Consider the following 19,085-nt stretch of genomic DNA (forward strand, 5'->3'; position numbering starts at 1 on the left):
GTTTTTAAAGTTATAATTGTTTTTATTTTTTACTTAAAATTTTTTTTACACATATTGAAGTAGCTGTTGTTGCAACAATATTGTTTTGCTGTTGATTGGATACTGAATTTTGAATAGCAATAGAAAGTGAATTTGATGCAGTTTGATATAATGAACCCATAGCAATTGCTGATGCTTCACCGACTACTTGAATATTAGTTTGTGTTACCGAATCTGTTATTTGATCGTTTACCGATGTTGGAAATGCCATATGTTGTTATGTTTTTAGATTGAACTTTATAAATGTAAAAATTCTATTAATACTTTATCTAAAAACACCTTAAATTCAAGTATTTACACCTATTAAATTGGTTAAAAACACCTATATAAAAAAAGGCAGTAAAGAAAAAAAATGAATTATTCGAATAGTAGCCTCGCTCCTATTCACTTTGATTAAGTTTTATAGGAGAAACACAAACACCTCAACTATTAAAACAATTACTATTAGAAACGAAATAAAAATTTATTATCTAAATTAATGCATCTTTTTTGATAACTTTAGGTCTATTAAGTGAACGTTAAAAATAACATCATGAAAAATAATAATTGTACCTGTAATTGTGACGGTTGTAAGACTGGTAATTGTGAGAATTGTACGTGTGAAAACTGTACATGTTCTACTTGTAATTGTTAGAAATGACGACAAAACAAATCTGGAATTTATATTCTGATGATTTAAAACGATTTATTATCAGCAAAGTAAAAGATACTGCTATTGCTGATGATATTTTGCAGGATACTTTTATCAAAATTCATACAAAACTACATACATTAAAAGATGCCAATAAATTAAAACCTTGGTGTTTTACAATAGCAAGAAACTCCATTTTAAATTATTGGAAATCTACAAATAAGACCTTTGAGATTGCTGATTTTGAAACAGAAACTGAAATCACAGAAAATAAGCACACCGAAAAAGATTGTTTAAAAGGTATCTTAAATAACTTACCAAAAAAATATAGAGATCCTTTATTTCTCTCTGATATAAAAGGACTGAAACAGCAAGAAGTTGCTCTGCAATTAAACCAAAGTTTACCAACTACAAAATCTCAAATACAACGTGCAAGAAAATTAATTGCACAAGGTTTTATGGATTGTTGTGGTTTTGTATTAAATAAAGAAGGTAATTTGATTGGCGAAATTCAAGAAAAAGAAGATTGCAAAGTTTGTGAATAAAACGTATTTTTTTCAAGAAAAGCTTAAAAAATAATTAGAAAAAGGGTTATAATAAAAACCCTTTTTCTAATTATTATAAATTTATTTTTTAAGATTTAGACTCAGGTAAATGGATACCTTGCTTTAATAATACAACTCCCATTACAAGTAACCATATCGCTTTAATATGAAATACAGGTTTGTAAATTTCATAATTATCTGGTATTGATAAAATAATACCCATTGCGACAAAACCTAACAACATTGTAAACCAACCTAACCAAGTAGCTACTATGTTCCATTTAATAAAAGCGTAACCCAACAATACCAATCCTACACCAGAGAAGATACGTCCAAAACGTACAAAACAAGTAACATACTGATTGGTAAATAATATATTATCTATAAACTCTGTAATTTCTGAGGCAGACATACCTGCTGTTTGCCCAACACCCCAAGCTCCAAAATTGTAAAAAAAGGCATTTGCAATAGCCAAAGTAAAAGTACCCACTATAATCATTCCTATTCCAGGAAATATAACTACTCGATAAGGCTTCCCTGAAGTGATTGATAATAATGAGAACATAGAAATACCCATAGTTACCCATCCAAATATGTGAAATCTATACATCCAGATCCAATACCAAACATTTTCTCCTATTTTAGAAAAATCAGAAGCAACTATATATTCTCCTATATGATGAGGCGATAATGCCCAACCAAACCATAATAATACTGCTGCTAGGATAAATGCCCAACCAGTAAAATTGGTTTCGAAACTTTTTTTCATTACTCTCATAATTATTATATTTATTTAGCTTTACAATTTAAAAAAACATATTCTCTTTCTATGTAACATAAGTTACACATAGTCAACATCTTTAATTGTAACTTGTGTAAATATTTTATATAAACTTATAATTTCATCATTTTGAAAAGAAGATCTTTTATAAAAAAAACAGTGCTAAGCTCATTCACTGCAATTATAGGAACAGAACTCGTTTTTGGTTCTAATATGCTTAATGGTTATACTCCTTTAGCAATTCAAGAACCAGATCCTTTTAAAATGTTTGGTAAGAACAAAGAAATGATTGTCTTAAATGACAAACCTTGGAATATTGAAGCTCAAGCTCATTTGTTAGATGATAAAATTACGCCTAACTCAAAAATATTTATTAGAAACAATGGCTTGACTCCTGAAAAAATTAACCCAAAAGATTGGACACTAATTATTGATGGAGAATCTGTTGCAACTAAAAAAACATACACACTTAATGATTTAAAATCAAAATTTAAACACCATACGTATCAATTAACATTAGAATGTGGTGGTAATGGTAGAAGTGAATTTGATCCGCCTGCAAAAGGAAATCAATGGACTATTGGTGCTGTACATTGTGCATCTTGGACTGGTGTTCGTTTAAAAGATGTACTAGAAGATGCAGGTATAAAAGATGATGCTGTATATGTAGGATACCATGCTGCAGACACTCATTTAAGTGGGGATCCAAGTAAAGAACCAATATCTAGAGGTTGTCCAATGCCAAAAGCACTGCAAGATGAAACTATTTTAGCTTTTGAAATGAACGGCAAAGATATTCCGCTAATTCACGGATATCCTTTACGTTTAGTTGCCGGTGGTTGGCCAGCATCCGTTTCTGGTAAATGGGTAAATAGAATTAGTATTCGAAATAAAATTCATGATGGTACAAAAATGACAGGGACTGCTTATCGCATTCCATGTAACCCTGTTGCTCCAGGTGAAAAAGTAAAAGATGAAGATATGTGCATTATAGAATCTATGCCTGTAAAGTCGTTAATTACATACCCTAAAACAGGAGCTACAATAGATAATGGAAGAAAACTAAAAATTAGAGGTCATGCTTGGGCAGGAGAATTGGAAGTTGCAAAAATGGAATATTCGATAGATTTTGGGTCTACCTGGACTACATGTTCTATTGAAAGCCCAGTAAATAGATTAGCGTGGCAACATTTTTCTGCTTCAATAGATTTCCCTAAAACAGGATATTACGAGGTATGGGCAAGAGCTACAGATACAAATAATGTTGCACAACCTATGTTATTACCTGGTTGGAATCCTAAAGGATATTTAAATAATGCATGTCATAGAATTGCAGTAAAAGTTATCTAATGACAGAGGATAAAGAGTTTTTAGAAAAAATTAAAAAAGCAAAAAAAACGGCTTATTATGCTATCTTTTTTTCTTTAATAGCTTCTGTCTTACTTCTTTTCGCTGTATTTAATCCTTCATTATCTGTTTTTGAAAATAAAAATTCAGATCTGGTTTATAATGATATTGAAGAAGATGATGATAAAATTGAAAATGGTATTCATCTAAGAACAGGTTTAGTTGATGCAGAAGGGTTAATGACTGTAGTTAACAATTGTACGAATTGTCATTCTGCAAAATTAGTAACGCAAAACAGAATGAATGCTGAACGCTGGAATGAAACAATTAAGTGGATGCAGAAGACTCAAAACCTCTGGGATTTGGGCGAAAATCAAAAAGTTATTGTAAACTATTTGGTTGTAAATTACCCTCCTATAGCTAAAGGAAGGCGTATGATTTTAAAAGATATTGATTGGTATAAATTAGAAAATTAAAAATTAAAAAAATGGAAAAATATTTAGACGCATTTATAAACGCATTTTCTGGAACAGTAGACTGGACTTGGAAATCTATAATTTTTGAAGTGCCTTGGTACACAAATTACTTTTGGGGACTTATTGTTATTTCTCTTTTTGTTTGGGGATTAGAAATAGCTTTTCCTTGGAGAAAAGAACAATCTATATTTAGACGCGATTTTTGGTTGGATGCATTTTATATGTTTTTCAATTTTTTCATTTTCTCAATTGTAATTAGCGGAGTTTATGAAGTATTAGGATTGTTGTTTGGTGAGTTTAACATTACGGCAAAAAGTTTTGCACTTATAGACATATCACATTGGGCTCCTTGGCTACAGTTACTTGTTTTCTTTATAGTTCTCGATTTTGTTCAGTGGTTTACACATGTATTATTACATAAATATTCTTTCTTATGGAAATTCCACAAAGTACATCATAGTGTAAAAGAAATGGGGTTTGCTGCACATTTAAGATACCATTGGATGGAAAATATCTTTTACAAACCATTAAAAACTTTTGGAGTAATGCTTCTTGGTGGTTTTGAGCCTGAACAAGCATATATAGTTCACTTTATTGCTATTACCATTGGTCATTTTAATCATTCTAACATAAAAATTACATGGGGAATTTTTAAATATGTAATAAACAATCCTGTGATGCATTTATATCATCATGCTTATGTACTTCCAAAAGGAAAATATGGTATGAATTACGGAATTAGCTTAAGCCTTTGGGATTATATTTTTAAAACAGATTACATTCCTGAAGATAGTGGAAAAGTAGAAATCGGTTTTAGAGGTGATGATAAATTTCCTACCGATTTTATACATCAAAACTTATATGGATTTAAAAAAGGACAGAAATAAATAAAAACTTCAAATAAACTATTTTCGTTTATTGAATACATAAACCGTTTACAATATCCCTTGGGTATTTTAAACGGTTTATGCATTTATAAGTATTATTTCTCTTTTTTGTCATTCCTGAGAAAGCAGGAATCTATTTCACTTTAATTTAATTACTTTTATCTTTTAAATATTTAAGGTGAAAAATAAAACTCTTATCAGTAAAGAATTAGACGATTTTTACAACAAAGCTTCAGAAGAAACTAGACTCGAAAAAGGAATGGGGATTTTTGAATTTGAACGAATAAAAGATCTTATACAACAACATATTTCAAAACCAAATAGCACAATTATTGATGTTGGTGGAGGAACAGGAAAATACTCTGAGTGGTTATCAAAAAACAATCACACAGTACATTTAGTTGAGCCTGTTTTAAAACATATTAAACTTGCTAAAAAAAGAGCTAAAAAACTCAAAAAACCTTTTTCCGTTGCTATTGGTGAAGCTACAAAACTGCCTTTTAAAGATAATACTGCCGACTTGGTAATTTTACACGGACCTTTATATCATTTACAAAAAAGAGAAGATAGAGTTGCTGCAATTATTGAAGCAAAAAGAGTACTTAAAAAAGGCGGGATTATTTTAGGTTTTGCAATTAATGCAACAGCTTCTACAGTGGTTGGTTTAATGAATGGAATGATACATGCAAACTCATTTTTTGACATGTGTAAAGAAGAACTCACTACAGGAATTCATAATGCTCCTAAAGATTTTCCTTTTTTACTAGCAGATGCTTTTTATCATAAACCAGAAGGTTTAAAATCTGAATTTCTAGAGCAAAACCTCAACTTTATAAATCTTTTTGCTGTTGAAGGAATGATTTGGTTAGACAACGAATATTTTGCAAATATGTTAGATAAAAAGAAGTCAAAAACATTAAAGGCTTTGCAAAATCTGACACAAAACGATGAGTACTTATTGCCTTTTAGTCCTCATATGATGATTGCTGTAAAAAAGTAATTTAGTTTCTTTAAAGCAATAAAATTAATAAAGAAAAGCTCGATGGAAAAGGTAGATAATAAAGACAAAAATTGGGTTATTTGCCAAAGTTGTAAAGGTAATGGTAAAAGAAAAAAGAGCATTCGAAAGAAAACGCGACTCAACTACCAAGCAGCATTAGAACAGTATGAAAAAACAAATTGCGAAGGAAATGCTCCTGTACAACCTAAAGGGCAAATATATACATGCTTAAACTGTAAAGGATCTGGTTTGGTTAGTTCTGATAACCATACTTTATCTGACAAAGAAAACTATCCACATGTTGCTATTATTGGCGGTGGAATTGGAGGAACTGCACTTGCTGTTGCTTGTTTACATCGTGGAATTCCATTTACTCTTTATGAACGAGATAGCGGATTTGAAGCTAGATCTCAAGGCTATGGACTTACTTTACAACAAGCAAGTAAATCCCTTAATGGATTTGGAATTCTCTCTTTAAAAAAAGGTGTGACTTCAACAAAACACGTAGTTCATACAACTGATGGAAAAATAATTGGAGAATGGGGAATCAGAAAATGGGGAAGATCAGACACTAAGTCATCACCAAAAAGAAAAAACGTACACATTGCAAGACAATCTTTACGCTTAGCTTTATTAGAACAACTCAATGGTCATGATTCTATAAAATGGGGACATCAATTATTAGGTTATAAAGAATCCGAAGAAGGTGTAATACTAAATTTTGAAGTCAATAAGGAAATAAAAAGCACAAAAGCAGATCTTGTTGTTGGAGCAGATGGAATTCGAAGTACAGTTCGTAAACAACTAATTGGAGAAGAAACAACTCCATTACGTTACTTAAGTTGTATTGCTATTTTAGGAATTTGTCCTTTGGATAATCTAAAGAATATTGAAAGTTCTTTATTGGATGCTGCTACCGTATTTCAAACAGCAAACGGGAATGAACGAATCTATATAATGCCATACGATTCAGAAACAGTAATGTGGCAACTTAGCTTTCCTTTATCAGAAGAAGAAGCAAAAGAATTAAGTGCAAAAGGTACAAAAGCATTAAAAGAAGAATCATGTAAAAGAACTCTGTGGCACAATCCTATTCCTCAAATTGTAGAAGCGACTCCAGAAACTTTAATTTCTGGTTATCCCGTTTATGACAGACAATTATTAGATGCTGATTTATTAAAAAAAGGGACTAAAGTCACGCTGATTGGAGATGCTGCACACCCGATGAGCCCGTTTAAAGGTCAAGGTGCAAATCAAGCTTTGTTGGATGCATTATCATTGGCTAGAGGAATATATAAAGGATGTAAACCTTTATCTCAATGGAAAGAAATAGGAATAAGAAAAAGTATATTAACTGAGTTTGAATCTGAAATGATAGAACGAAGTGCTTCCAAAGTAAAGGGTTCTGCTGAAGCTGCTGAATTATTACATTCCGAAATTGTACTTTATGAAGGTGATGGACCTAGAGGTAAACATCGAAAGAAAAAAGATATCTAATATTGAAGGTTTAGTACTCAATTGATAATATCTATTAAAAAAACAGTCTTATAAATTCTTAATTATTAGACTGTTCTATTTTTCTGATTTAACTTTCCGTTGCTCATATTCAAATTACCACTCATCATATTTTCAAATATTAAAGCTATTCTCTTATTTACATTTACAGTATCATCTTAAAACCTACAACATTATGATCTTTATAGTAAAAGCAGCATTAGAGTTAGTTAAAATAGTAGTTGAGTTAGTTATTCTATTAGTATTGGGATAAATCAATTAAAAATAATAGTATGAGAAAAGAAGAAAATAATCCAATATCAAAATTCAAGCACATGTTAAAAGGTTCTTCCACAGCAAGAAACTTATCATTCATTTATGTGCTTCTATCACTTTTGTTAGCATTTAAAATGAGAGCAGAATTAGAATATGTTGTTCCTTTAATAATCGGAGCATTATTAATAATTTGGTACACCTTAACGCATTTGTCATTAAAAAATATCAACCTAAAAGAAGGGAATTTAAAAAGTCAATTTAACAAGTATCAATCGAATATTTTAAAACGAGAAAAGTACGAATCAACAATATACTTCATTTGGCTACTTACCATTATTCCAGCTTATCTAGTTGATAAAGAAATTACAACATTTACTGTTTTAAAGTACATGATAATCTTATTTATAATTTTCGCTTTTGGAAATAACATGTTCAAAAAAGTTAAAAACAGATTTAAAAGAATTAGAACTACAAATTAATAATTTGGAAGCAAATAATCTTGAATTTTAAATTGTAAGTTTGACAATTATAACTAATAATAAATGAAATTATCTCAAAATAAGTTTTATATAATATTCAATCTCTTTGGATGGTTCCTTTTGTTTACAGCAACATTAGCTGGACCAAAATTATTTCTTTCTAATGAAGTATTAGCTTCAGAGCGTGTTTTGTATTATTGGTTAGAAACAATTGCATGTGCAATTTTAGCTTTTATGTGTACGTTTATAATTTCTTTTTTTATTGACACAAAAATTAACTTTAATAATAGTTGGAAAACAACTACTTCGAAAATTTTAGTAATTTTCTTGACTGTTCAGGCTTTATACTCATTGTTTATTTGGCCTATTCTTGATTTTGTTCAAGAATATGCAAAATATGAATCTGATAGTGTTATGACTTTAGGTGGTAAAATATATAATGTATTTTATTTTGCAACCTTATTCATTATATGGCTTTTTGTTTTTTTAACAATCAAGATTTATCATCAATTAAAAACGGTTCAAATTAGACAATTACAATTAGAAGCTAACTTAAAGGAATCGCAATTAAACACTTTAAAAGGGCAAATAAATCCGCATTTTATGTTTAATAGCTTAAACAATATCCGTGGACTTATGTTAGAAGATGTTGGCAAAGCTAGAAATATGCTAACCAGTTTATCAGAAACTTTACGCTACTCTCTTACAAAAAGCGATGTAAATTCTATTTCATTAGAAGATGAATTAGAAATGGTTGAAAATTATATAGCCATTTCTAAAATTCAATTTGAAAATCGTTTACAATTTGAAACCCATATTGATCCAGAATCATTAAGTAAACAAATTCCACCAATGATTATTCAAATGCTAATTGAAAATGCATTGAAACATGGAATTTCTAATTTAAAAAACGGAGGAAAAGTCAATTTATCAACAAAAATAGAAGGTAATCAATTACATATTGAAGTTGCCAATTCGGGAAAACTACATGAAAATAAAAACAGTACGCAATTAGGGGTGAAAAACATTAAGAAACGTCTTGAACTACTTTATGGAAAAGCTGCCGTTTTCAGTTTAAAAGAAATAGAAAATCAAGTAGTTGCTACTATTAAAATCCCACTAACATGATAACATTAAAAGCAGTTATTGTTGAAGATTCTCGTTTAGCTCGTAATGAATTAAAAGAGCTTATTAAAGCACATAAAGAAATTGAAATTTTAGGAGAAGCAGAAAATGTAGATGATGGTTATAAATTAATTAATGATACAAAACCTGATCTTTTGTTTTTAGATATTAATATGCCTGAAAAAGATGGATTTGAACTATTGGAAATGTTAGATGAAGTTCCAACAACTATTTTTACAACAGCTTTTGATGAATATGCTATTAAGTCTTTTGATTACAATGCTTTTGATTATTTATTGAAACCAATCAACCAAAAACGTTTTTCTAAAAGCATAGAAAAAGTAATTGAAAGCATCAATAATAAAACAAAAGAGAAAACTAAAAACGAAGATGCTTTAAGTTTAGATAAACAAATTTTTATTAAAGACGGAGAAAAGTGTTGGTTGGTAAAAATTCAAGATATTTCTTTATTTGAAATTGTTGGTAACTACACCCGTGTATTCTTTGACAATAACAAACCATTAATATATAAGTCTTTAGCACAAGTAGAAGAAAAATTACCCACAGAAGTCTTTTTTAGAGCAAACAGACAACAGATTATCAACATCAATCATGTTAAAAAAGTAGTCTCATGGTTTAACGGAAAGTTAAAAATAGAAATGAATTCTGGTGAAGAAATCGAAATATCAAGAAGACAATCCTATCTTTTTAAAGAACAATTGAGTTTTTAATTCAAAAAAAAGCCATCGTTTAAAACAATGGCTTTTTTTATTAAATTTTCAGTAAAATATTACCTTCTTCTTTTTTTACTAGAAGTAGTTCTACTTGCTTTTTTCTTTCTCTTATTAAAAGGAACAGGTACTGCATCATCAAAAGTATTCTTTACTTCTTTCGCACTTTTATTCTTTTTCCAAGAATTATTTTCTGGTAACAATTTTTGCAATAAATCTTGTCTTCCAACTTTATTTAACGTGTTACGAATCCAATCTTTATTTTCCTTTTTATACCAAAAGAAAAATTTATGTTGGTCATCACGTTCCTTTTTAGTTTTCGGAGTTTTAGTTGGCTTTAAAGTATAAGGATGAAATCCTGAATAATAAATAACCGTTGCTACAGTCATAGGCGTTGGAGTAAAACCTTGCACTTGCTCTAACTGAAAGCCCATATCTTTTGTTTCTGCAGCTAAGTTTGCCATATCTTCTACCTCACTTGCTGGGTGACTAGAAATAAAATACGGAATTAACTGAAGATTCAATTTCTTTTTGATATTTATCTTATCAAAACGTTCTTTAAACATATGAAAATATTTAAAAGAAGGTTTACGCATCAACTTTAAAACAGGATCTGAAGTATGTTCTGGCGCAACTTTTAATCGACCAGAAACGTGTTTTGTCATTACCTCTTCTGTATACGCATCCAATTCTTTTGGATCTGCATTTTTATTGAATTCTGGCACCAACATATCATGTCTAATTCCACTTCCAATAAAAGATTTTTTAATCTTCGGATGTTTATCAACCGCTTGATATAAATCTGTTAAAGGTTTATGAGAAGTATCTAAATTAGAACAAATTACGGGCGAAATACAACTTGGTGCAACACATTTATCACAAATAGATTGTACTTTTCCTTTCATCTGATACATATTAGCAGAAGGTCCACCAATATCAGATAAATATCCTTTAAAATCTGGCATATTTGCCACTTTATCAATTTCTCTCAATACAGATTCCTGACTTCTACTTGCTATAAATTTTCCTTGATGTGCAGAAATTGTACAAAAACTACATCCACCAAAACACCCTCTATGAATGTTGATAGAAAATTTTATCATTTCAAATGCAGGTATTGGTCCACGTTTGTCATATTTTGGATGTGGTAAACGTGTAAAAGGCAAATCGAAAGAACCATCAATTTCCTTTTCTGTCATTGTAGGATAAGGCGGATTAATCACCAAAGTATTCTCGCCTACTCGTTGTAAAACTCTACGTGCTTTTAATTTATTAGACTCTTGCTCAATCACTTTAAAGTTAGAAGCAAATGTTTTTTTATCCTTTAAACAAGCTTCATGAGAATTAATAGTAACATCTTCCCAATCATTTACAATAGGCAAGCTTTCATTCTTTTCATTGACAAAAACAGCCGTTTGTTTAATGTTTTTTAAACTAGAAAACGGAACACCTTTTTGCATTAATTCTACAATTTCACGCAAAGGTTGTTCTCCCATTCCATAAACCAACATATCTGCTTTAGAAGTTTCTAAAATAGAAGGTAATAACTTATCAGACCAGTAATCATAATGAGTTACACGTCTTAAAGAAGCTTCAATCCCTCCAATTAAAACAGGAATATCTGGATACTTGTCTTTTAATATTTTCGAATATACAGAAGTTGCATAATCTGGTCTAAAACCCTTATCACCATTTGGTGTATATGCATCTTTATCTCTACTGCGTTTACTCGCTGTGTAATTAGAAACCATCGGATCCATACAACCACCAGTAACCCCAAAAAATAAACGGGGCTTTCCTAATTTCTCAAAATCTTGCAAACTATCATTCACACTTGGTTGTGGCACAATTGCCACTCGCAAACCATAACTCTCTAAAATACGACCAATTACCGCTGGTCCAAATGACGGATGATCTACATAAGCGTCTCCACTAAATAAAATCACATCCAATTCTTCCCAACCACGAATTTTCACTTCCTTGTTTGTAGTTGGTAACCAGTCTGTTAATTGATGTCTCTTTGTGCCTTCCATATTTTGCAAAAATACATCAATTTTAATTGACAGAAACACTTATTTTATAAATGCCTTTCTTACAATTATTTGAAGCTATTTCCAGCTTTCACTACTCGCTTTTTTTATTCAGAAAAGAATAAAAAAGAGCTCAAACAAACCGTTCAATCTGGGCTAGACTAGTTTGCTCGCTTCTTGTATAATAAAAGAAAGCTTTTCAACTAACAAACTTTGTACCTCTGTGACTTTACAAGAAAAAAAACTCAAAACTCATCATCAAAAGGATTGTTAAAAGGCAAATTATCGTCAATGTCATAATCGTCATAATTAACACCAGGAGGATTAAAAAGTCCCCATCTGTCAATAATATAATTCCATTCATCAAACGTTTTTACCCATTCTGCGAATAAAACTCTAAACTCTTCTACCTCATTTCTAATCAATTCTAAATAATCCAATTCTTTAAATCCACACATTTTTAAACCAGAAGTTGTTGCTAAAATCATTTGTGCTTCTTTCCTAATAATTGCAGCATTTTGCATTTTAATGTCATACAACATATTTTCCTTATATGCACCCACAATTTTTGTAGGAATAATAAAAGCACTTTCATTCAATTGATTCTTATAATCAACTAATATGTTATTTTCAAAATCTTCTTTGTCTACATTTTCTTCTATCAACAAAGAAACTTTCTGTATCAACAAATAAATCTCTTCTGCTTTTTTAAAAAGCGGAAAACTATATAATTTTTCATCCATAATTACTCAACAATTAAGTGCGGAATCTCATCAACATTCCAATCAATTACTAAACCTCCTGCTAAAGATTGCGCGACTTCCTTTCCATATAAAAATTCACATAAATACAATGCTGCTTCAAAAGATTTTGCGCCTCCTGCTGAAGTAATGTATTTTCCATCGTGGACAAACAATACCTTTTTTCTGATGTCTAATTCAGGAAACGTTTCTCTCATTTTATCAATATCCGAAGGAAAAGTAGTAGAAACTTTGTCTTTTAACAATCCTGCTTTTGCTAAAACAAAAGCGCCATCACAATGAGATGTAATATAAGTAGCTTCTTTATCAACTCGTTTTACAAAATCTATCATCGCTTTATCATCTAAATCAGAATCTAAATGATGTTCTGCAGAAGGAACCACCAAAATATCAATTTTAGGCAACGAATCTTTTAGATAATTATAATCTGGCAGAATTCTCATTCCTTCAAAAGTAGTAATCGGTTTATCAGTATTTGCAACGGTAAAAACATTCATTGCTTTAATATTCTCTCTAAAAATAGTATGTTGAAAAATATCAAAAGGAGCCGTTAATTCTGTGTTGAAAGTTCCATCCATAATTAAAAAAGCAACATTATATCTGTCTTTTTCTAACTTTGGAAAAACTTTAACTTGTTCAACTTCTTTCAGAATCTCAGTGTTCTTTTCTATATTCTTAGATTGACAGCTTATAATAACAATCGTTAATAAAGACAAAAGTGCTCTTTTCATTTTATGAATTTAAATGGATTATAAAAGTATCTAAATTCACTTTAACAGTTCATTTTTTTAGTAACTCTTTTTTGTTTTGTAGATTTAGCGTCAAAATAAACCACTTTTATATGAACAAATACATACTACTTTCCTTTTTAAGTTTTTTTCTGATTACAAATTGTGCAAAAACATCAAAAGAAAAAACACCTAAAAAAGACACTTATGTAGTTGATAATTACACAAAAAAAGAAGTAGATATTATAATGAGAGATGGTGCTAAACTGCACACAACCATCTATTCTCCTAAAAACACGAGTAAAGAATATCCTATTTTAATGCAAAGAACGCCTTATAGTTCTAGACCTTATGGAGCAGGAATGAAAACCAAAATCGGTCCGAATGTTCATTTAATGAAAGAAGGCAATATTGTTGTGTATCAAGATGTTCGTGGTCGTTGGATGAGTGAAGGCGTTTACGATAATATGCGTGCTTACATCCCAAATAAAACAGCAAAACAGTCTGATGAAGTTTCTGATACTTATGACACTATTGATTGGTTGGTGAAAAACGTAGAAAACAATAATGGAAATGTTGGTACTTGGGGAATTTCCTATCCTGGTCATTATGCAACTATTTCTGCTATTGATGCGCATCCTGCTTTAAAAGCGGCTTCTCCACAAGCTTGTATTGGCGATTTTTTCTTTGATGATTTTCATCATAATGGCGCTTTTTTATTAAGTTATTTTAGAGCAATTTCTTTATTCGGGACTTATAAAGACACGCCAACTGATTCTGCTTGGTATTCTTTTCCGAAAATGAATTCGCAAGATCAATATCAATTTTTCTTAGATAAAGGTCCTTTAAAAAACTTAAACGAATATTTTCAATATGATAAATTAGATGTAAAAACGGCTGAAAGTAAAGATCAAATTGATGATTTTTTCTGGAAAGAAATTGTTGAACATCCTAATTATGATTCCGTTTGGCAAAGCAAAGGAATTATTCAGCATTTAGATAAAGTTCCTGCAACTGTAGCAACAATGATTGTTGGTGGTGAGTTTGATGCAGAAGATTTATACGGACCTTTAGAAACTTATAAAGCCATTGAAAAACACGGAAAAAACAATTACAATACTTTAGTTTTTGGTCCTTGGGATCATGGAAAATGGGCAAGTTCTAGAACGAAAAACTCTGTTGGAAACTACTATTTTGGAGATTCTATTTCTTTAAAATTTCAAAAAAACATTGAAACTAAATTCTTTAATCATTTCTTAAAAGGAAAAGGTGATAAAAATTCTGGTTTACCTGAAGCCTATGTTTTTGATTCTGGTAAAAAAGAATGGAAATCTTATGACGCTTGGCCTCCTAAAAACGTAGTAAAAGAAGATTGGTTTTTAAATCGAAATCAAGGTTTAGCGAAAAAACATGATGGTAAATTAACGCGTGAAATTAAATTTATAAGTGACGTTAAACACCCTGTTCCTTATTCTGAAGATATTAAAACTGTTTTCACTCCAAGAAAATACATGACAGATGATCAGCGTTTTGCTGCAAGAAGACCAGATGTTTTGGTTTTTCAAACGGATGTTTTAACAGAAGGTTTTACTTTAGCCGGAGATATTTTAGCAAAACTAAAAGTTGCGACTACAGGTTCTGCTGCAGATTGGGTTGTAAAAGTAATTGATGTTCATCCTGCGAATTCAGAAGAAAACAACGATAAGTTGCAAGATCATTTAAAAATGAGCAACTATCATTTAATGGTTAGAAGTGAAGTTTTACGTGGACGTTTTAGAAATAGTTTTGAAAAACCAGAACCTTTTATTCCAAACAAAAAAACAGACGTAAATATAAAATTACAAGATGTTTTTCACACTTTTAAAAAAGGGCATAAAGTACAAATACAAGTGCAAAGTACTTGGTTTCCTCTAATAGATTTAAATCCTCAAACGTATGTAGATAATATCTATAAAGCAGATGAGAAAGATTTTAAAACACAAACGCATACTGTTTTTACAGATTCTAGTATTGAGTTTTCTGTGTTAAAATAAATAATTACTATGGAAAAAAATGAAACAAGTTTAACAAAAGATAATACGAGTTTTACTTCTAAAGATTGGCTTCAGAAACTAAAAAATGAAAGTTGGGAAGCAGAATTATTAGTTTCAGCAATTGCAATTTTTGGTACGTTTCAATTATTTAAGGTAATAAATTGGACAACAAATTGGTTTATTGATATTTTAGATCCAAGTCAATATATTGTTGCTTACTTTATTGTCTTTTTTGGGCTCATTGCAATAAGTACTTTAGTTGCAATGTTTGTTATTCATTTTTTCCTAAGAGCTTATTGGATTGGTCTTGTGGGGTTAAATTCTGTTTTTCCTGATTATAGCATAGAAGATAGTGCGTATTCTAAAATTTACACAGAAAAAATACTTTCAATTTTACCTAAACTAACAGACTCAATTGAGAAAGTAGACAAACTCTGTAGCGTTATTTTTTCTGTGGCATTTACACTTTTATTAATGCTAACTTATATGGCATTTTTTGCAAGTGTTTATTTATTGCTTTTTAACCTTCTATCAGAATACATATCAATTTACATACTTTTAATTCCTCTTATTATCTTTTTGATCGTTTATACGATACAAATGATTATTTCGATAGTTGCGAATGTTAAAAAGTACAAGGAGGATGTAAAAATTCAAACTTGGTATTTTAAGATTGTAAAAATAGGATCCATTTTTATGTTAGGACCTTTGTATAAAAACATCTTACAAATAACGATGATCTTTGGGTCAAATTTCAAGAAAAACAAAGCGCTTACAAAATTGATTATTGCCTTTATGTTTTCTGGAATGTTGGTTTCCTTCTTCAAAATTAAGGATACAAATATTTTCTATTTAATTGGTAAGTCGTTCGATATTACAACAGATTATAGCAAACCTTTTTCTAGCTTTTATAAAACAGAAAATAAGGATATTGATTTTTTATTAACACCTCAATTAGAATCGGATGTAGTTACAACCAAACTTACAAAATTGTTTATTCCTATTTTTGAACATGAAAGAAACAGTTTTCAAAAAAACTGCCCTGAGTTTGAAGATGATGATACAAAAACCAGGAATGAGAACAGGATAAAAGGTTGGCAAAACAAATTAGATTGTTATAACAATTATCATCAGATTCTAATAAATGATAAAATTATTGAAATTGATTTCAACAAATACTATCACCCAAAAACAAAACAATTTGGAATTATATGCTATTTAAAAGCTACAGATTTTGTGGAAGGAAAAAATATTTTAACTGTAAACAAAATCAATGCAGAAGAAAACAGCATTTCTAAATGGTTAATTCCATTTCAATATTATAAGAATTATTAACTCTTTAAATCCGCCAAGGCGGATTTTTTCTATTTACGCCAGCTTTGTAAAGAATAATTTTATTGCCATCTAAATCTACAATGTGAGCTTCTCTCCATAACCAAGGTTGATCTATTGGCAATTGTGTAAATACGACTCCTTTTTCTTGAAGTTCTAAAACTAATTCATCTAAATTATTGTCTTCAAAATAAATTACAACTCCTTCTCCTTTTGAGATTTCATCAACCTTATGAATCGAAAAAGTAGCATCGCCATCTTGCACTTCAAAGCGTACATAATTAGGTTTTGCATCAACAATTAAAATCAAACCTAATTTTTGATAAAATTGCGTTGCTTTTTCAACATCCAAAGAAGGAATTGTAATTTGATTTAAATTCATATTCTTTATTTAATCTTTTCTTTCTTTAAAACTCTTAGTAGATAAAATAAAATTAGAACACCAACAAGAGCAAAAATTGTAATTGCTGTCCAAGTAGTTTCATAACCAAATTCTTCTACCATTTGCATACCAACTTTGTGGCTAAATATATGTGCTAAAGAAAACGAAATGCTGTACAAAGCCATATATTATCCTTGATTTCCTTTTTCTGCTCTTTCTATTGCAAAAGAATTTGAAAATGGAAAAGCAATCATTTCTCCAGTTGACATTAATAATATTCCAATTACTAGAACTCCACCCCAACCAAATAAGTTTAAAATAATAAAACTTACAGCTACTAAAAACAAGCCGAGCGCAATCAATGTAACTTTAGAAACATTAGTATCTTCTAACCATTTTATAAGTGGCATTTCAAATATAAAAATAAAGAATCCACTTAAACCCATTAATAATCCAATTTCTAATTCAGATAAAAAGTGATGATCTTTATAATACAAAGGCATTGTAGAAAAGTATTGCATAAATACAAATCCGAAAATAAACATCGCCACAAAAAACACCCAAAAAGCTTTGTCTTCGTAGGCAGAATCAGGGTTTTCAACTGTTACTTGATCTAGTACTTTTGCTTTTTTAGGATGTAAAACTTTCAACAATAAAAAAGCAGCTAATACACATGTAATTCCATCTGTCCAGAATAATCCTTCATAACCAATTCCTGTTATTATTAAACCTCCAATTGCTGGTCCTGCAGAAAAACCTAAGTTAATTGCCAAACGAATTAAAGTTACCGAACGTGTTTTATTTTCGGGTTTACTATACGCACTTAAAGCAACAAACATTGCTGGTCTAAAGGCATCTGCAACTAACATAACAACAAAAATACCAAAACAAAATTCATGAAAAGTTGTTGCATATTGTAGAAAAACGAATAGAATTCCTGTTAAAAGCAGACTTACCAACATTACTTTATAATACCCAATTTTGTCTGTTAATTTTCCACCAATCCAAGTACCAACAACAGAGCCTAATCCAAAGAAAGACATTATCCAACCAATATCTGGTAAAGAAAAATGTAGATCTTCATTTAAATATAAAGACAAAAAAGGAATTACCATTGTTCCTGATCTGTTGATAAAAGTGATCAGTGATAGCCACCAAACTTCTATAGAGAGACCTCTAAAAGTATTTATGTAATTGTTGTATAGTTTTTTCATAGTTTGGTTGGTTTATGCACTAAAATAAATTGAGTACAAGATTTACTAAAAATAAAAAAGTCCGACTGTGAAGTCGGACTTTTATAATTGCTTGATTTTATATTGATATCATCAAAACATATAAACACACCGACCTTCTCGCTTTTTACACGATAACTTGGTAATATATGTATAGACTTTCCTCATTTTATTTTTATTAATGGTTCAAAACTACATAAAATATTTGAATATTGTATTTTTGATGCATAAATTTATTTAAAATGAAAAAAATAACAATTCTACTATTTTCACTTTTGATGTTACTTTCTTGTGGAAGTCAAAAATCTTTTCAAAGTTTTTTTAATGACCATAAAAGAGATTTAGGTGTTACTGCTTTTCAAGTACCAAATTTTATGAGAGCTTTATTAACGAACATTTCTCCAGAAATAAATAACTTGTTTGGTAATGTTAAAGATTTTAAATTTATCACTTTTACTGATATTTCAGCTTTTAAACAACAGGCATTAATTCAAGAAATGGATTTAATGACAAATAATAATTTCACAGATATTTTAAGTACAAATACTGTCGAAAAGACAAAAATAATTTCTGTAAAAGAAGATGGAGATGTGGTTACACAAGCCATTATTTTTAATTCTACTTTAGCAAAAACATCTGTTATTTATTTAAAAGGTAGGTTTGACCCTAATAAATTAAAGCACCTTTCAGAAACAAATCAATTTGAGAATTTATCAAATAGTTTAATTCAAAATTATCAACCAAAAGCAATAACTCCAGGTTTTAACCCTAATTAA

General features: G+C 29.9%; 18 protein-coding genes and 1 pseudogene. 12 read left to right on the forward strand and 7 right to left on the reverse strand.

All coding sequences use genetic code 11. The annotated features are described in order from the left end of the window. Positions 1–22 precede the first annotated feature (22 nt). Positions 23–250 carry a RebB family R body protein gene (locus tag BTO07_RS08575; protein WP_087520839.1) on the reverse strand — a complete coding sequence of 76 codons (228 nt, stop codon included), beginning with the start codon at positions 248–250 and terminating at the stop codon, positions 23–25. Between the two features lie 425 nt (positions 251–675). Here BTO07_RS08575 and BTO07_RS08580 point away from each other — a divergent pair, with 425 nt between their 5' ends. After that, complete coding sequence (locus tag BTO07_RS08580; protein WP_087520840.1) at positions 676–1,215, forward strand: sigma-70 family RNA polymerase sigma factor; 540 nt, start codon at positions 676–678, stop codon at positions 1,213–1,215. Positions 1,216–1,303: 88 nt separating this feature from the next. Here BTO07_RS08580 and BTO07_RS08585 read toward each other — a convergent pair whose 3' ends face one another. Then, positions 1,304–1,984, reverse strand: coding sequence for a hypothetical protein (locus BTO07_RS08585; RefSeq protein WP_087522585.1), 681 nt, complete (start codon positions 1,982–1,984; stop codon positions 1,304–1,306). A 141-nt stretch (positions 1,985–2,125) separates the two neighbouring features. Between BTO07_RS08585 and BTO07_RS08590 the strand changes: the two genes are divergently transcribed. From BTO07_RS08590 to BTO07_RS08625, 8 genes are all read left to right on the forward strand, one after another. After that, the gene (locus tag BTO07_RS08590) at positions 2,126–3,346 is read left to right on the forward strand and encodes a sulfite oxidase (RefSeq protein ID WP_087520841.1); all 1,221 of its coding nucleotides are present in this window, start codon (positions 2,126–2,128) and stop codon (positions 3,344–3,346) included. After that, positions 3,346–3,819, forward strand: coding sequence for a monoheme cytochrome C (locus tag BTO07_RS08595; protein WP_087520842.1), 474 nt, complete (start codon positions 3,346–3,348; stop codon positions 3,817–3,819). Before BTO07_RS08590 ends, BTO07_RS08595 begins: the two co-directional genes overlap by 1 nt. 11 nt (positions 3,820–3,830) lie before the next feature. Beyond that, on the forward strand, positions 3,831–4,706 hold the full coding sequence (locus tag BTO07_RS08600) for a sterol desaturase family protein (RefSeq protein ID WP_087520843.1): 876 nt from the start codon (positions 3,831–3,833) through the stop codon (positions 4,704–4,706). A gap of 178 nt (positions 4,707–4,884) precedes the next feature. After that, entirely contained in the window at positions 4,885–5,706 is an 822-nt protein-coding gene (locus tag BTO07_RS08605; protein WP_087520844.1) for a class I SAM-dependent methyltransferase, read from the forward strand. 42 nt (positions 5,707–5,748) lie between these two features. Next, complete coding sequence (locus BTO07_RS08610; protein ID WP_087520845.1) at positions 5,749–7,203, forward strand: FAD-dependent oxidoreductase; 1,455 nt, start codon at positions 5,749–5,751, stop codon at positions 7,201–7,203. A 290-nt stretch (positions 7,204–7,493) separates the two neighbouring features. Beyond that, on the forward strand, positions 7,494–7,955 hold the full coding sequence (locus BTO07_RS08615; protein ID WP_087520846.1) for a hypothetical protein: 462 nt from the start codon (positions 7,494–7,496) through the stop codon (positions 7,953–7,955). A 63-nt stretch (positions 7,956–8,018) separates the two neighbouring features. Beyond that, a complete protein-coding gene (locus BTO07_RS08620) occupies positions 8,019–9,083 on the forward strand; it encodes a sensor histidine kinase (RefSeq protein WP_087520847.1) in 1,065 nt (354 codons plus the stop codon). Then, positions 9,080–9,811 carry a LytR/AlgR family response regulator transcription factor gene (locus BTO07_RS08625; protein WP_087520848.1) on the forward strand — a complete coding sequence of 244 codons (732 nt, stop codon included), beginning with the start codon at positions 9,080–9,082 and terminating at the stop codon, positions 9,809–9,811. Before BTO07_RS08620 ends, BTO07_RS08625 begins: the two co-directional genes overlap by 4 nt. A gap of 59 nt (positions 9,812–9,870) precedes the next feature. Here BTO07_RS08625 and BTO07_RS08630 read toward each other — a convergent pair whose 3' ends face one another. The 3 genes from BTO07_RS08630 to BTO07_RS08640 form a co-directional block, all read right to left on the reverse strand. Next, positions 9,871–11,844, reverse strand: coding sequence for a YgiQ family radical SAM protein (locus BTO07_RS08630; RefSeq protein WP_087520849.1), 1,974 nt, complete (start codon positions 11,842–11,844; stop codon positions 9,871–9,873). A gap of 242 nt (positions 11,845–12,086) precedes the next feature. After that, positions 12,087–12,584 carry a hypothetical protein gene (locus tag BTO07_RS08635; RefSeq protein ID WP_087520850.1) on the reverse strand — a complete coding sequence of 166 codons (498 nt, stop codon included), beginning with the start codon at positions 12,582–12,584 and terminating at the stop codon, positions 12,087–12,089. A gap of 2 nt (positions 12,585–12,586) precedes the next feature. After that, the gene (locus tag BTO07_RS08640; protein ID WP_087520851.1) at positions 12,587–13,333 is read right to left on the reverse strand and encodes a DJ-1/PfpI family protein; all 747 of its coding nucleotides are present in this window, start codon (positions 13,331–13,333) and stop codon (positions 12,587–12,589) included. Positions 13,334–13,443: 110 nt separating this feature from the next. Between BTO07_RS08640 and BTO07_RS08645 the strand changes: the two genes are divergently transcribed. Beyond that, on the forward strand, positions 13,444–15,363 hold the full coding sequence (locus BTO07_RS08645) for a CocE/NonD family hydrolase (RefSeq protein ID WP_087520852.1): 1,920 nt from the start codon (positions 13,444–13,446) through the stop codon (positions 15,361–15,363). A 9-nt stretch (positions 15,364–15,372) separates the two neighbouring features. Then, on the forward strand, positions 15,373–16,698 hold the full coding sequence (locus BTO07_RS08650; RefSeq protein WP_087520853.1) for a hypothetical protein: 1,326 nt from the start codon (positions 15,373–15,375) through the stop codon (positions 16,696–16,698). Between the two features lie 4 nt (positions 16,699–16,702). On the opposite strand, the gene BTO07_RS08655 is transcribed toward BTO07_RS08650, so the two are convergent. Both BTO07_RS08655 and BTO07_RS08660 read right to left on the reverse strand, forming a co-directional pair. Next, entirely contained in the window at positions 16,703–17,077 is a 375-nt protein-coding gene (locus BTO07_RS08655) for a VOC family protein (RefSeq protein ID WP_087520854.1), read from the reverse strand. A gap of 5 nt (positions 17,078–17,082) precedes the next feature. Beyond that, positions 17,083–18,291: pseudogene (locus BTO07_RS08660) on the reverse strand (MFS transporter). A 260-nt stretch (positions 18,292–18,551) separates the two neighbouring features. Here BTO07_RS08660 and BTO07_RS08665 point away from each other — a divergent pair. Continuing rightward, positions 18,552–19,085, forward strand: coding sequence for a DUF4252 domain-containing protein (locus tag BTO07_RS08665; RefSeq protein ID WP_087520855.1), 534 nt, complete (start codon positions 18,552–18,554; stop codon positions 19,083–19,085).

Origin of the sequence: Polaribacter sp. SA4-12 (assembly GCF_002163675.1) — a bacterium.
Classification (GTDB): domain Bacteria; phylum Bacteroidota; class Bacteroidia; order Flavobacteriales; family Flavobacteriaceae; genus Polaribacter.